This is a genomic window from Ralstonia nicotianae (genome assembly GCF_018243235.1).
Classification (GTDB): domain Bacteria; phylum Pseudomonadota; class Gammaproteobacteria; order Burkholderiales; family Burkholderiaceae; genus Ralstonia; species Ralstonia nicotianae.
Genome location: NZ_CP046674.1, coordinates 1,592,922 through 1,606,722, shown reverse-complemented (window position 1 = coordinate 1,606,722; position 13,801 = coordinate 1,592,922). Strand labels below are relative to the sequence as shown.

Annotated in this window: 14 protein-coding genes; 1 reads left to right on the top strand and 13 read right to left on the bottom strand. The window is 65.1% G+C overall.

The annotated features are described in order from the left end of the window. Positions 1 to 56: 56 nt before the first annotated feature. From phoR to GO999_RS07395, 11 genes are all read right to left on the bottom strand, one after another. Positions 57 to 1,388, bottom strand: a complete 1,332-nt coding sequence (gene phoR, locus GO999_RS07445) for a phosphate regulon sensor histidine kinase PhoR (protein ID WP_011001482.1) — start codon at positions 1,386 to 1,388, stop codon at positions 57 to 59. An 86-nt stretch (positions 1,389 to 1,474) separates the two neighbouring features. Next, positions 1,475 to 2,188, bottom strand: a complete 714-nt coding sequence (gene phoB / locus GO999_RS07440) for a phosphate regulon transcriptional regulator PhoB (protein ID WP_011001481.1) — start codon at positions 2,186 to 2,188, stop codon at positions 1,475 to 1,477. A gap of 23 nt (positions 2,189 to 2,211) precedes the next feature. Beyond that, positions 2,212 to 2,919 carry a phosphate signaling complex protein PhoU gene (gene phoU / locus GO999_RS07435; protein ID WP_011001480.1) on the bottom strand — a complete coding sequence of 236 codons (708 nt, stop codon included), beginning with the start codon at positions 2,917 to 2,919 and terminating at the stop codon, positions 2,212 to 2,214. A 40-nt stretch (positions 2,920 to 2,959) separates the two neighbouring features. Further along, the gene (gene pstB, locus GO999_RS07430) at positions 2,960 to 3,745 is read right to left on the bottom strand and encodes a phosphate ABC transporter ATP-binding protein PstB (RefSeq protein WP_028853071.1); all 786 of its coding nucleotides are present in this window, start codon (positions 3,743 to 3,745) and stop codon (positions 2,960 to 2,962) included. 2 nt (positions 3,746 to 3,747) lie between these two features. Next, on the bottom strand, positions 3,748 to 4,632 hold the full coding sequence (gene pstA / locus GO999_RS07425) for a phosphate ABC transporter permease PstA (protein ID WP_011001478.1): 885 nt from the start codon (positions 4,630 to 4,632) through the stop codon (positions 3,748 to 3,750). 38 nt (positions 4,633 to 4,670) lie between these two features. Continuing rightward, positions 4,671 to 5,636 (bottom strand): phosphate ABC transporter permease PstC, encoded by a 966-nt coding sequence (gene pstC, locus GO999_RS07420; protein WP_011001477.1) that lies wholly within the window; start codon positions 5,634 to 5,636, stop codon positions 4,671 to 4,673. Between the two features lie 81 nt (positions 5,637 to 5,717). Continuing rightward, positions 5,718 to 6,749: a phosphate ABC transporter substrate-binding protein PstS gene (pstS, locus tag GO999_RS07415; RefSeq protein WP_011001476.1), complete on the bottom strand. Its 1,032-nt coding sequence runs from the start codon at positions 6,747 to 6,749 to the stop codon at positions 5,718 to 5,720. Between the two features lie 185 nt (positions 6,750 to 6,934). Continuing rightward, positions 6,935 to 8,278 carry a phosphoglucosamine mutase gene (glmM, locus tag GO999_RS07410; RefSeq protein WP_011001475.1) on the bottom strand — a complete coding sequence of 448 codons (1,344 nt, stop codon included), beginning with the start codon at positions 8,276 to 8,278 and terminating at the stop codon, positions 6,935 to 6,937. Positions 8,279 to 8,384: 106 nt separating this feature from the next. Continuing rightward, entirely contained in the window at positions 8,385 to 9,248 is an 864-nt protein-coding gene (gene folP, locus GO999_RS07405) for a dihydropteroate synthase (protein ID WP_211906770.1), read from the bottom strand. A 130-nt stretch (positions 9,249 to 9,378) separates the two neighbouring features. Next, entirely contained in the window at positions 9,379 to 11,265 is a 1,887-nt protein-coding gene (gene ftsH, locus GO999_RS07400; RefSeq protein ID WP_011001473.1) for an ATP-dependent zinc metalloprotease FtsH, read from the bottom strand. A gap of 124 nt (positions 11,266 to 11,389) precedes the next feature. Beyond that, positions 11,390 to 12,055: an RlmE family RNA methyltransferase gene (locus GO999_RS07395; protein WP_028853068.1), complete on the bottom strand. Its 666-nt coding sequence runs from the start codon at positions 12,053 to 12,055 to the stop codon at positions 11,390 to 11,392. A 94-nt stretch (positions 12,056 to 12,149) separates the two neighbouring features. Here GO999_RS07395 and GO999_RS07390 point away from each other — a divergent pair, with 94 nt between their 5' ends. Then, positions 12,150 to 12,647, top strand: coding sequence for a YhbY family RNA-binding protein (locus GO999_RS07390; RefSeq protein WP_011001471.1), 498 nt, complete (start codon positions 12,150 to 12,152; stop codon positions 12,645 to 12,647). Positions 12,648 to 12,705: 58 nt separating this feature from the next. Here GO999_RS07390 and GO999_RS07385 read toward each other — a convergent pair whose 3' ends face one another. After that, on the bottom strand, positions 12,706 to 13,173 hold the full coding sequence (locus GO999_RS07385) for a DUF4149 domain-containing protein (protein WP_011001470.1): 468 nt from the start codon (positions 13,171 to 13,173) through the stop codon (positions 12,706 to 12,708). Between the two features lie 26 nt (positions 13,174 to 13,199). Beyond that, complete coding sequence (gene greA / locus GO999_RS07380; RefSeq protein ID WP_011001469.1) at positions 13,200 to 13,676, bottom strand: transcription elongation factor GreA; 477 nt, start codon at positions 13,674 to 13,676, stop codon at positions 13,200 to 13,202. Positions 13,677 to 13,801 lie beyond the last annotated feature (125 nt).

Below are 13,801 nucleotides of genomic sequence, written 5' to 3'. Positions count from 1 at the left end.
AACGCACGCCCGAACGGCGTGCGTTTTTGCTTGAAGGGCGGAAAAGCCCGAAGCCGTCAGGCCGCGCGCTCGGCGCCTGAGTCCCCCGTGCCGCGCACCACCGTGCGCTCCGGCGGAAAGCTCGCGCGGAACGTACTACCCTTGCCGCGCTCGCTGACGACCTGCAGGTCGGCTCCGTGCCGCGACAGCACGTGCTTGACGATCGCCAGGCCGAGGCCGGTGCCGCCGGTATCGCGCGAGCGGCTGCGATCCACCCGGTAGAAGCGCTCGGTCAGGCGCGGGATATGTTCGGGCGCGATGCCGATGCCGGTATCGGTCACGGAAAACACCGCGTGCCCCTCCCTGGCCGACCAGTCCAGGCTGATCCGGCCGCCCTCGGGCGTGTAGCGGATGGCATTGGAGACCAGGTTGCTGAAGGCCGACAGCAGCTCCAGCTCGGCCCCGCACACGCTCACCGACGCATCGCAGGTCATGCTGATCGCGTGCCGGCCGGCGGACAGCGCCTCGGCATCGTGCTGCAGCTGGAGCATCACGCGCTGCATCGGCACCGGCGTGATCGAGGGCGGCTCGGAATTGCCCTCCAGCGTGGCCAGCGCCAGCAGGTCCTCCACCAGGTGCTGCATGCGCGTGGCCTGCACGTGCATCATGTCCAGGTAGCGCCGCTTGTCGTCCTCTGACAGCGGCAGGTCGCGCACGGTCTCGAGAAAACCGGACAGCACCGTCAGCGGCGTCTTCAGTTCGTGTGAAACGTTGGCGACGAAATCGCGCCGCATCGCCTCGGTGTTCTCGAGCTTGGTGATGTCCTGCGACACCAGCAGCTTGCGGTCCTCGCCGTAGGGCAGCACCTGGGCGGACACGATACTCTGCTTGTGCGGGCCCATGTCGCGCATGGTGAGGGGCTCCTCGAACTCGCCGCGCGCAAGATAGCGGACGAATTCCGGTCGGCGGATCAGGTGGGTGATGCGCTGGCGCAGGTCGCGCTTGGCAGACAGGCCGAAGTGCTCCTCGGCGACGGCGTTACACCACTCGATCTGGTCTTCGCCGTCGAGCATCAGCACCCCGTTGGGCGAGGCCTGAATCGCCTGGATGAAGCGGCTGTGCTGCTGCTCGACCTGCAGCACCTGCGTGCGCCAGCCCTTCATCAGCCGGTGCAGGCGGTAATACACCTCGCCCCACAGGCCGAGCGCGCTGGGAATCTCGCCATAGGCAGGCGACTCCAGCACGCGCCACAGCCGCTGGAGCTGATAGACGTAGTACAGCAGCATCGTCAGCAGCATCGCGCTGAACGCCGCAAAGGCGACCGCGTGGCCGACAAAGAAGTACAACCCCAGCGTCACCAGCCCCATCAGGGCAACGGCGACGACGAAGCGGGTCCAGATGATGTTCATGAGGCCATTCTAAGCGCTGGACCTGCGGGTGCGGAACAGACCCCGCCGACGATGGGTACGGGGTCCCCACAAGTGTCGATGCCGGGTTACTGTCCGGGATTGCGTGCCAGGCGATAGCCGCTGCCGCGCACGGTTTCGATCATGCTGCTGTAGCCGCCCGGGGCGAGCGCCGCGCGCAGACGCTTGATGTGCACGTCCACGGTGCGCTCTTCCACGAAGACGTGGTCGCCCCACACCTGATCGAGCAACTGCGAACGGCTATGCACGCGCTCCGGGTGCGTCATCAGGAAATGCAGCAAGCGGAATTCGGTCGGGCCCAGATCCAGCTTGATGGGGTTTTCCGACTCGCTGTTCACGGCGGTCACGCGGTGGGTGGCCGGGTCCAGCCGGAGGCCGTTGATGGCGACCACGTCGTCGGTCAGCTGCGGCGCGCGGCGGCGCAGTACGGCCTTGATGCGGGCAAGCAACTCCTTGGGCGAAAACGGCTTGGTGACGTAGTCGTCGGCGCCGGCGTCCAGGCCCATGATCTTGTCCTGCTCTTCGCTGCGGGCGGTCAGCATGATGATCGGGATCTGGCGGGTGCGCTCGTTGGCGCGCAGTTCCTTGGCGAACATCACGCCGGACTTGCCCGGCAGCATCCAGTCCAGCAGGACGAGGTCGGGCAGCACGTCGCTCATCAGCGACAGCGCCTGCTCGGCATTGTAGGCACGAATCGGATAGTGACCCGCGTGCTGCAGGTTGACGGCGATCAGCTCGGCGATCGCCGGTTCATCTTCCACGACCAGAATACTGCTCGGCATACTCACGTCTCCAGTCCTGCCGGTCACTCGCCCAGGATCTCGCGCTCGAGCGCCTCGCGCGAGGCGTGGCGGACGTCGGTTCCCTTGACGATATAGATAATAAACTCCGCGATATTCTTCGCGTGGTCGCCGATCCGCTCGATCGCCTTGGCGATGAAGAGCAGGTCCAGCGCCACCGAGATGGTGCGCGGGTTCTCCATCATGTAGGTGATCAGCTCGCGCATGAAGCCGCGGAATTCCTCGTCCAGCGCCTTGTCTTCCTGCAGGATCGACACGGCAGCGGTGGTATCCAGGCGCGCGAACGCATCCAGCGCGTGGCGCAGGATGGTGGCCGCCATTTCGCCGGAGCGCTTCACGTCGGCGTAGTTCAGCGAATGGGCCAGCGGATCCTGCAGGATGCGCTTGGTGCGCTTGGCGATCTTCTCGGCTTCGTCGCCGACGCGCTCCAGGTTGGTGATGGTCTTCGAGATCGCCATCACCAGGCGCAGGTCGCGCGCGGTCGGCTGGCGGCGCGCGATGATGTTGTTGCAGTCGCTGTCGATCTCGATCTCGAGCGCGTTCACTTCCAGTTCGACCGCCCGCACCTGGTCGCACAGCTCGGCGTCGAAGTTCGCCAGCGCACGCATGGCGCGCGCGATCTGTGCTTCCACCAGGCCGCCCATCTGCAGCACCTTGGTGCTGATCGAGGTCAGGTCGGTATCGAATTGCGTCGACAGATGTTTGTCGGACATCTCGGTTCTCCTTGTCGCTTCCAGCGCGGTCTGCGCGGCATCAGCCGAAGCGGCCGGTAATGTAGTCTTCCGTTTCCTTGCGGCGGGGCTTGATGAAGATCTTCTCGGTCTCGCCGAACTCGATCAGCTCGCCCAGGTACATGTAGGCAGTGTAGTCAGAGCAGCGCGCCGCCTGTTGCATGTTGTGCGTCACGATGACCACCGTGTAGTCATCCTTCAGTTCGGCGATCAGCTCTTCGATCTTGCCGGTGGAGATCGGGTCCAGCGCGGAGCACGGCTCGTCGAGCAGCAACACTTCCGGACGGATGGCAATGCCGCGCGCGATGCACAGGCGCTGCTGCTGGCCACCCGACAGGCCGTAGCCCGACTGGTGCAGCTTGTCCTTCACTTCACCCCACAGCGCCGCCTTGGTCAGCGCCCATTCCACGCGGTCGTCCATCTCCGAGCGCGACAGGCGCTCGAACAGCTTCACGCCGAAGGCGATGTTGTCGTAGATCGACATCGGGAACGGCGTCGGCTTCTGGAACACCATGCCCACCTTGGCGCGCAGCAGGGCGATGTCCATGCGCGAGGTCAGCAGGTTCTCGCCGTCCATGTTGATCTCACCCTCGGCGCGCTGCTCGGGGTACAGCGCGTACATCTTGTTGAAGGTGCGCAGCAGCGTCGACTTGCCGCAGCCCGACGGGCCGATGAAGGCCGTCACCTGCTTCTCCGGAATCTGCAGCGAGATGTTCTTGAGGGCGTGGAACTTGCCGTAATAGAAGTTCAGGTCGCGCACATCGATCTTCGGGCTTTGCACGCGCACATCGATAGACGTAGCAGTCATGGTCATTTCTTGGTGAACAAGGCACGCGCGAGGACGTTCAGCCCCAGCACACCCAGCGTAATCAGGAACACCCCGGCCCAGGCCAGTTGCTGCCACTCGGGGAACGGGCTCATCGCAAAGCGGAAGATCACGACCGGCACGCTGGCGATCGGCTGGTTCAGGTCCAGGCTCCAGAACTGGTTGTTCAGCGCGGTGAAGAGCAGCGGCGCCGTCTCGCCGGCAATGCGGGCGATGGCCAGCAGCACGCCGGTGATCACACCCGCATACGAAGCCTTCAGCGTGATCGACAGCACCATCTTCCACTTGGGCGTGCCGAGCGCCATGGCGGCCTCGCGCATCGCGTTGGGCACCAGGTTCAGCATGTTCTCGGTGGTGCGCACGACGATGGGGACCTGCAGCAGCGCCAGCGCGATCACGCCCGCGATGCCGGAGAAGTGATGCACGCGCGCCACCACGATCGCGTAGACAAACAGCCCGATCACGATGGACGGCGCCGAGAGCAGGATGTCGTTGATGAAGCGCGTGACGCTGGCCAGCGCCGAGGTCTTGCCGTACTCGGACAGGTAGATGCCGGCCAGGATGCCCAGCGGCGTGCCGACCAGCGTGGCCAGCCCCACCATCAGGAAGCTGCCGACAATGGCGTTGGCCAGACCGCCGCCCGGCGTGTTCGGCGGCGGCGTCATCTGCGTGAACAGCGACAGCGACAACCCGTCGATGCCGAGCGTCAGCGTGGTCCACAGGATCCACGCCAGCCACACCAGGCCGAAGCCCATGGCCGCCAGCGACAGCGTCAGGGCCAAGCGGTTGACGTTGCGGCGACGGGCCTGCAGGCGCGACTTGATCTTTTCCGAGTCGGCGCGGACGGCCGGGATGGAGGGCGTGCGCATGGTATTGGATGTCATGGCGTCGGGCGACAGGCGTTGGTTCACTTGTGACCCTCGCCTTTCTGCAGGCGCAGCAGCAACAGCTTGGATGCCGCCAACACGAAGAACGTGATGACGAACAGGATCAGGCCCAGCTCCATCAGCGCGGCGGTGTGCAGCCCCTGCCCGGCTTCCGCGAACTCATTGGCCAGCGCCGACGTGATGCTGTTGCCCGGCGAAAACAGTGAAACGTTGTCCAGCAGGTTGGTGTTGCCGATCACGAAGGTGACGGCCATGGTCTCGCCCAGCGCGCGGCCCAGGCCCAGCATCACGCCGCCGATCACACCGGCCTTGGTGTATGGCAGGACCACGTTCCACATCACCTCCCACGTAGTGCAGCCGACGCCGTAGGCGGACTCCTTGAGCAGCACGGGCGTGACCTCGAACACGTCGCGCATCACGGCCGAGATGTACGGGATGATCATGATCGCCAGGATGACTCCGGCGCACAGCAGGCCGATGCCGATCGGCGCGCCCTGGAACAGCGCCCCGACAAACGGGATCCTGCCCACGGTGGCGGCCAGCGGCTTCTGGAAATACTCGCCGAAGATCGGCGCGAACACGAGCAGCCCCCACATGCCGTAGACGATGGACGGCACGGCGGCAAGCAGCTCGATGGCGGTACCGAGCGGCCGGCGCAGCCAGGCCGGCGAAAGCTCGGTCAGAAACAGGGCGATGCCGAAACTCACCGGCACCGCAATAATCAGGGCAATCAGCGACGTCACGAGGGTGCCGTAGATCGGCACCAGCGCACCGAACTGATCGGCGGGCGGATCCCACTCGGCCTTCCACAGGAACGACGTGCCGAACTGCTGGATCGAGGGCCAGGCGCTGATGATCAGCGAAACGATGATGCCGCCCAGCAGCAGCAGCGTAACGAGCGCAGCAAACCGGGTCAGCCCGCCGAACAGCAGATCGCCGATGCGGCTTGGAGCGCGGACGCCGGAAGAGTCGGAGAGCGTAGCCATGATGGAAACCGGTCAGCCGTCTAAAGAGCTTTCAAGAGGTGCGGGCGACAAACACCGCCCGCACCCGCTACACAGCAGCGATCAGTTGTAGATCGGCTTGCCCGAAGCGTCCTTCACGCCCGACTTCCAGGTGGCGCGAATCTGGTTCAGCACCGGGTCCGGCAGTGGCACGTAGTCCAGCGCGGAAGCATCCTTGCCGCCGTTCTTGTAGGCCCAGTCGAAGAACTTCAGGACCTCGGTGCCCTGGACCGGCTTGTCCTGGGTCTTGTGCACCAGGATGAAGGTCGCGCCGGCGATCGGCCATGCGTCCTTGCCCGGCTGGTTGGTCAGGATCTGGTAGAACGACTTGCTCCAGTCGGCGCCGGCAGCGGCGGCCTTGAAGGCGTCGCTGGTCGGCTGCACCACGGCGCCCGAGGCGTTCTGCAGATTGATGTGGGTCATGTGGTTCTGCTTGGCGTAGGCGTACTCGACGTAGCCGATCGCGCCACCCAGACGCTGCACGAAGGCGGCCACGCCTTCGTTGCCCTTGCCGCCCGTGCCGGTCGGCCAGTTCACGGTCGTGCCTTCGCCGACCTTGCCCTTCCACTCGGCGCTCACCTTCGACAGGTAGTTCGTGAAGATGAACGAGGTGCCCGAACCGTCAGCACGGCGCACCACCAGGATGTCCTGGTCCGGCAGCTTGGCCTTCGGATTCAGCTTGACGATGGCCGGGTCATTCCACTTCTTGACCTTGCCCAGGTAGATGTCGCCCAGCACCTGGCCCGTCAGGACCAGCTCGCCCGGCTTCACGCCCGGCAGATTGATCACCGGCACCACGCCGCCGATCACGGTCGGGAACTGCAGAAGGCCGTCCTTGCTCAGCTCGTCATCCTTGAGCGGCATGTCCGAGGCGCCGAAATCGACGGTCTTGGCGGTGATCTGCTTAATGCCGCCCGACGAGCCGATGCCTTGATAGTTCACCTTGGTGCCGGTGGCCTTCTGATAGGCGTCAGCCCACTTGTTGTAGACCGGCGCCGGGAACGTCGCGCCAGCGCCGGTGATGTCGGCGGCAAACGCGATACCAGCGAAAGCCAGCGAAACAACGCCCGCAATCGCAGTCTTGACCAATTTCATGTGTCCTCCAGAGGAGCGGTTGAGCGATGACAAATTTTTGACACCCGAACTGTAGGTCGGCCGCATGACAGTTCTGTGACAACACGAAAACTTCTCACAACACGCTCAAATCGCTGAAATGTCGACCGTTGGACACAAAAAAAGCGGCGTTTCCGCCGCTTATTGGTTGGACACGTCGCGTGCGCTCACTGAAGCGTCGCCGCGAGCTGCTCCGCGTACTTGGTCGCGAGGGCCGCGTCCTGTGCCTCGACCATCACGCGCACGACCGGTTCGGTTCCCGACGGGCGGATCAGGACCCGCCCCTTGCCGTTCAGCTCAGCCTCGCTCACCTTCAACGCCGCCTGCAGGGCCGCGTGCGCTTTCCAGTCGAAACCCTTCTCAACCCGCACGTTGATCAGCTTCTGCGGGAACAGATGCACGCCATCGAGCACCTGCTCCAGCGTCTGACCGCTGCGGCGCAGTGCCGCCAGCACTTGCAGCGCGGAGATGATGCCGTCGCCGGTGCTGTGCTTGTCCAGGCACAGCAGATGGCCAGAGCCCTCGCCGCCCAGCAGCCAGCCGTGTTTCTTCAGCTCTTCCAGCACATAGCGGTCGCCCACCTTGGCGCGCACGAATTCGACGCCCTGCGCCTTCAGCGCCAGTTCCACCGCCAGGTTGGTCATCAGCGTGCCGACGGCACCCGGCACGGCCTGGCCGGCCGCGCGACGGGCCTGCACCATCACGTACAGCAGCTCATCGCCGTTATACAGGCGGCCGTTCCGGTCGACCACCTGCAGGCGGTCGGCATCGCCATCAAACGCCAGGCCGAGGTCGGCGCCGTGCTGGCGGGTCGCCTCGATCAGCTTGGCGGGCTCGGTGGCGCCATAGCCGTCATTGATGTTGCGCCCGTTCGGCTGGTTGCCGATCGAGACCACTTCGGCACCCAGCTCATGGAACACGTGCGGCGCGATGTGATACGCCGCGCCGTGCGCGCTGTCCAGCACGATCTTCATGCCGAACAGGTTCAGATCGTTGGGGAAGGTGCTCTTGCAGAACTCGATGTAGCGGCCGGCGGCATCGTCGATGCGGCGGGCGCGGCCCAGCGCATCGGACGCCGCATACACCATCGGCTTTTCGAGCTCGGCCTCGATCTGCGACTCGGTTTCATCGGGCAGCTTGTCGCCGGTGGCCGAGAAGAACTTGATCCCGTTGTCGTAATACGGATTGTGCGATGCCGAAATCACCACGCCCGCGGACAGGCGCAGCGCCCGCGTGAGATACGCGACACCGGGCGTCGGCAACGGCCCGCTCATCAGCACGTCCACGCCGGCGGCGGTGAAGCCCGCCTCCAGGGCGGCTTCCAGCATGTAGCCGGACAGGCGCGTGTCCTTGCCGATCAGCACGGTGGGCCGGCCGTGGCCATGCGCTTCGCTGCCATGCGCCAGCACGCGGCCCGCCGCGTAGCCGAGGCGCAGCACGAAGTCGGGCGTGATCGGGCTTTCGCCCACGCGCCCGCGGATGCCGTCGGTGCCGAAATACTTCCTGGACATTGCGTGTCACTCCTGAAGAGAGAGGTTCTTTTGTTTGTAAGTCGCCGGACTGGGCCGGACAATCGTCTGTTCACCCGACCCCGATCGCGCGAGGCCGGCCTGGCGGTCATGCAACCGGCGGATCGATCCGCTCGTGCCGCATGGCCCACCAGAGCTGGATAGCTTCGACGGTGGGCCGCACATCGTGCACCCGCACGATGAAGGCCCCCCGCTCCGCCGCCAGCAACGCCGCCGCCACGCTCGCCGCGATGCGCTCGGCGGGCGGCTTGCCGCCCAATACCGCGCCCAGCGTCGACTTGCGCGACAGGCCCACCAGCAACGGCAGCCCCATCCGCTCGAAGTGCTCCAGCCGGTTGAGCATGATCAGATTGTGGTCCGGCGTCTTTCCAAAGCCAAATCCAGGGTCCAGCGCAATGCGTTCGGCCGCGACGCCCGCAGCCAGCAGCGCTTGCGCCTGCGCTTGCAGGAAGGCCCCGACTTCGGCCATCAGGTCCGTGTAGCTGGGGGCTTCCTGCATCGTTTCGGGGTCCCGCTGCATGTGCATAAGGCACAGCCCGGCATGGCCCTGCGCGACAGCCTCGATCGCCCCCGGCTTGCGGAAGCCCCAGATATCGTTGATCAGGTCGGCGCCGGCATCGAGCGTGGCGCGCATCACGTCCGGCTTGTAGGTGTCGATCGACAGCGGCCTGCCGCACTCGCGCAGCGCCTCGACGATCGGCATCACCCGATCCAGCTCCTCCTGCAGCCCGAGCGGCGCGGCCCCGGGCCGGCTCGACTCGCCGCCGATGTCGATGAGGTCGGCCCCTTCGGCAATCAGCTGCTCGGCGTGGCGCAACGCGGCATCGCGGGTGGCATGCCGGCCACCGTCGGAAAACGAATCGGGCGTGACGTTGAGGATGCCCATGACCAGCGGGCGACGGTCACGCGGGTAGCGGAAGCGTCCGCACTGGAAATGCGTCGTGGTGGGAATGGAAACAGACAAGGTACGTAACTCAAAACACGGCGCCCGAAGCAAGCGGAAAGCGGCGCCAACAAAAAAGCCGGTGCGCACGCACCGGCTCTCCTATGCCGTCCTCGCGGACGACCCGCCTAGCGGCTCATCAAGCCGTGGCAGGCACGTTGCCCGGCGTCACACCCGCGGGCGTACCGCCATTCGGCGGCGTGCTGCCGCCACCGCTCGAACCATAGCGCGGCGGACGCGGAGGCTTGCCGGCCATGATGTCGTTCACCTGGTCGGCGTCGATGGTTTCCCATTCCAGCAGTGCGGCGGTCATCGCCTCGACCTTCTCGCGGTTCTCTTCGAGCAGGCGCTTGGCCAGCGCGTACTGCTCGTCGACGATGCGGCGGATCTCCGAATCGACCTTCTGCTGCGTTGCCTCGGACACCGTCTTGGACGACATGCGGCCGAAGAAACCGTCCTGCTCGGTGTCCACGTAGACCATGGTGCCGAGCGAATCGCTCATGCCGTAGCGCGTCACCATGTCGCGGGCCATCTTGGTGGCACGCTCGAAGTCGTTGGAGGCACCGGTGCTCATCGCGCCCAGGAACACCTCTTCCGCAGCACGGCCGCCGAACAGGATGGCGATCTCTTCGAGCATCGTGTCCTTGTAGGCGTAGTGCTTGTCGTGCTCCGGCAACTGCCAGGTCAGGCCGCCGGCCCAGCCGCGCGGCATGATCGTGACCTTGTGCACCGGATCGGCCTTGGGCAGCAGCTTGGCCACCACCGCGTGGCCCGACTCGTGATACGCCGTGGCGCGGCGTTCCTCTTCGCGGATCACGGCCGACTTGCGCTCCGGACCCATGTAGATCTTGTCCTTGGCGTCTTCGAAGTCCTGCATGTCGACCACGCGCTTGTTGCGGCGGGCGGCGAACAACGCAGCCTCGTTGACCAGGTTGGCCAGGTCCGCGCCGGAGAAGCCCGGCGTACCGCGCGCCAGCACGGAAGCATCCACGTCGTTGCCGATCGGCACCTTGCGCATGTGGACCTTGAGGATCTGCTCGCGGCCGCGGATATCCGGCAGGCCCACGTACACCTGGCGGTCAAAGCGGCCCGGACGCAGCAGCGCCTTGTCCAGCACGTCGGCACGGTTGGTCGCGGCGATGACGATCACGCCCGAGTTGGCCTCGAAGCCGTCCATCTCGACCAGCATCTGGTTGAGGGTCTGCTCACGCTCGTCATTGCCGCCGCCCATGCCGGCGCCGCGATGGCGGCCGACAGCGTCGATTTCGTCGATGAAGACGATGCACGGCGCCTGCTTCTTGGCGTTCTCGAACATGTCGCGCACGCGGGCCGCGCCCACGCCGACGAACATTTCAACGAAGTCCGAGCCGGAGATGCTGAAGAACGGCACCTTGGCTTCGCCGGCGATGGCACGGGCCAGCAGCGTCTTGCCGGTGCCCGGGGGGCCGACCAGCAGTACACCGCGCGGAATGCGGCCACCCAGCTTCTGGAATTTTTGAGGATCCTTGAGGAAGTCGACCAGCTCGACCACTTCCTCCTTGGATTCGTCGCAACCCGCCACATCGGCGAACGTGACGCTGTTGTTGTTCTCGTCGATCAGCCGCGCCCGCGACTTGCCGAACGAGAAGGCGCCGCCTTTCCCGCCGCCTTGCATCTGTCGCATCATGTAGAACCAGAACACGATGATCAGCAGGGTCGGGCCGAGGTAGTAAAGCGCAGAGAGAAGCACTCCTTGCTCTTCCTCCGCCTTGCCGGTCACCTGGACGCCGTACTTCATCAGGTCGCCGACCATCCAGATGTCGCCCGGCGAAATGATGGTGTACTTGCCGCCCTCGTTGGGCGTCACCAGCAGGTTGCGGCCCTGCACTTCGACGCGCTTGATCTTGCCGCCTTTCGCATCGTCCATGAATTGCGAGTACGTCACACCTTCCTGGGCGCGCGGCTTGTCGAACTGCTTGAAGACGGTGAACAGCACCAAGGCAATCACCAGCCAGATGGCCGCCTTCTGAAACCAGTTGTTATTCAAGGCGAGACTCCTTTAGAAATGCCTTGACGGGATGCTTGGCATTGTAATGCACCGACACCGCGCCGGGTTGATTGCCCGCAAGACCGCGGGCAACGTTCCGGGCCCCTACCGTGGGTAACGTCCGTCAGCCCGGATGCTTGAGCTGACGACCCAGCAGGAACGTCTCGGAAGACTTGTCGCGGGAAGCCTTGGGCTTGCGCGGCGCCACGACCCGGAAATGGCGCTTGAACATCTCGACAATCTGACTATAGCCGCTGCCGTGAAAACATTTGATCAGCAGCGCGCCCTCGGGTTTCAGGTGAGCCTGGGCGAATTCCACGGCCAGTTCCGCGATGTGCTCCATGCGCGCGGCGTCCGCCGACGCCACACCAGAGAGATTGGGGGCCATGTCGGACAAAACAAGGTCTACCTTGCCGCCGCCCGTGGCGTCCAGCACGATCGTTTCCAACTGCTGGAAAACCGACTCTTCGCGGAAATCGCCCTGGATGAAGGTCACGTCGGCCACCGGCTCCATGGGCAGGATGTCGATCGCGACGATGGCGCCGTCGATGCGGCCGTCCTTGGCGCGCGGCGAAGCGGCCAGCTTGTTGCGCACGTACTGGCTCCAGCTGCCCGGCGCGGCGCCCAGGTCGACGATGACCTGGCCCGGCCTGATCAGCTTGTCCTGCTCGTCGATCTCCTTGAGCTTGTAGGCGGCACGGGCGCGATAGCCCTCGCGCTGCGCCAGCTTCACGTACGGATCGTTGATATGGTCGTGCAGCCACGACTGGTTGAACTTGTTCTTTGCCATCGAATTTGCGCCGCGCCGCCAAAACATGGCGGATGCGGCCGGTTTTGGCGGATAATACGCGCCGTTTGTCCTTTTGCGCGAATCCGCGTCATTTATGCCAGCCCTGACCCTTTCCCCTGCCCGCCGATCGGAACTGCGCTCGCAGGCGCATGCATTGAACCCGGTCGTCCTCATCGGCGCGGAAGGTCTGACGAAGGCCGTCCTGGCCGAGATCGACCGTTCGCTGGCGGCCCACGGGCTGATCAAGATCCGCGTGTTCGGCGATGACCGCGAAGCGCGCATCGAGCTTTACGACACCATCTGCGCGCGGCTGCAGGCTGCACCGGTCCAGCACATCGGCAAGCTGCTGGTGATCTGGCGCGACGGCCCGGTCTACCTGAAGGAAAACCAGCCCAAGGAACTGCACCCCGTCCGCAAGATCGCCGGCGCCGCGCCGCGTTCCGTGGTGGTGCGCAAGCCCAACCCGAACAGCACACGCCGGCCGAAGCCGGTGCGCCTGAGCGTGCTGGGCAACGAGCGTGTCACGGCCGGCGGCAACGTCAAGCGCGCCAAGCCGCGCCAGGCCAGCCACAAGAAAAAAGCGCTGTCCTGATCGGCACGGATACAAAAAAACGACCGGCCAATCCAGCCGGTCTTTTTTTGGAGGGCGCTCAGGCAGGCTGCCGGATGCCGGCCACCTTCCAGATCAGCGCGAGACCGAGCAAGCTCTCCACCAGGTAGAACACGCTCGAAACACCGTGCAGCATGCCGAACTGCGCACGGTACGGCGAGTCACCCACCGCCGCGCCGATCACCTCGGCCTGCTCACGCAGCGACACCATGAATGGCTGCAGGCCGAAATAGCCGACCAGCACGCACAGCAGCATTCCCAGCACCAGCCAGCGCAGCGGCCGGTAGCCGAGCTGCCCGGCCCTGACGAGCCACGTCGCCGTCACCAGCAGCAGGCAGCCCGCCGCCAGGCCGATCCACGCTTCGGCATGGAACAGCCGCCCGGCAATCGTGCCCGCCAGATGGCGATCTTCCAGCATCGCAAAGAGCATCGGCGCAACGATGTAGCCGATGGTCCAGAGCGATCCGCACCAGACCGTGGCAAGCAACTGGAAGAGGCGCTGCGGCATGGTGGGGCTCCGTTCTGTCAGAGGTGTCAGAGGTACTTGACCGCGCGCACTTCGTATTCGCGTTCGCCGCCCGGTGCCACCACGGTGGCGACGTCGCCTTCGTACTTGCCGATCAGCGCGCGCGCAATCGGCGAGCTGATCGAGATCTTGCCGCTATCCAGATCGGCTTCATCGTCGCCGACGATCTGGTAGGTGACCGGCTTGCCGGAGTCCAGATCTTCCAGGTCGATGGTGGCGCCGAAGACGATGCGGCCATCGGCATCCAGCCCTGCCGGGTCGATGACCTGCGCAGCGGCCAGCTTGGACTCGATCTCGAGGATGCGGCCCTCGATGAAGCCCTGGCGCTCCTTGGCGGCATCGTAGTCGGCGTTTTCGGACAGATCGCCCTGGGCGCGCGCTTCGGCGATGGCGTTGACAACGGCTGGACGCTCCTTGGTCTTCAGGCGTTGCAGCTCATCCTTGAGCATCTCGGCACCGCGCTTGGTAATCGGAATGGTGCTCATGTTGTTCGATTCAGAATCACAAAAAAATCAGCCGCTGCGAAGCGGGAGGGCGCGTAGCGCACACCCGCCTGACGGCGGCTGTCGTTGTTTTGACACGGACGCTGTAGTGTAGGCGAAACCCCCGG

Excerpts from the sequence above, each read along its gene's own strand:
- phoR (WP_011001482.1), bottom strand. The coding sequence starts at position 1,388 with ATGAACATCATCTGGACCCGCTTCGTCGTCGCCGTTGCCCTGATGGGG.
- phoB (WP_011001481.1), bottom strand. The coding sequence starts at position 2,188 with ATGCCGAGCAGTATTCTGGTCGTGGAAGATGAACCGGCGATCGCCGAG.
- phoU (WP_011001480.1), bottom strand. The coding sequence starts at position 2,919 with ATGTCCGACAAACATCTGTCGACGCAATTCGATACCGACCTGACCTCG.
- pstB (WP_028853071.1), bottom strand. The coding sequence starts at position 3,745 with ATGACTGCTACGTCTATCGATGTGCGCGTGCAAAGCCCGAAGATCGAT.
- pstA (WP_011001478.1), bottom strand. The coding sequence starts at position 4,632 with ATGCGCACGCCCTCCATCCCGGCCGTCCGCGCCGACTCGGAAAAGATC.
- pstC (WP_011001477.1), bottom strand. The coding sequence starts at position 5,636 with ATGGCTACGCTCTCCGACTCTTCCGGCGTCCGCGCTCCAAGCCGCATC.
- pstS (WP_011001476.1), bottom strand. The coding sequence starts at position 6,749 with ATGAAATTGGTCAAGACTGCGATTGCGGGCGTTGTTTCGCTGGCTTTC.
- glmM (WP_011001475.1), bottom strand. The coding sequence starts at position 8,278 with ATGTCCAGGAAGTATTTCGGCACCGACGGCATCCGCGGGCGCGTGGGC.
- GO999_RS07395 (WP_028853068.1), bottom strand. The coding sequence starts at position 12,055 with ATGGCAAAGAACAAGTTCAACCAGTCGTGGCTGCACGACCATATCAAC.
- GO999_RS07390 (WP_011001471.1), top strand. The coding sequence starts at position 12,150 with ATGCCAGCCCTGACCCTTTCCCCTGCCCGCCGATCGGAACTGCGCTCG.
- GO999_RS07385 (WP_011001470.1), bottom strand. The coding sequence starts at position 13,173 with ATGCCGCAGCGCCTCTTCCAGTTGCTTGCCACGGTCTGGTGCGGATCG.
- greA (WP_011001469.1), bottom strand. The coding sequence starts at position 13,676 with ATGAGCACCATTCCGATTACCAAGCGCGGTGCCGAGATGCTCAAGGAT.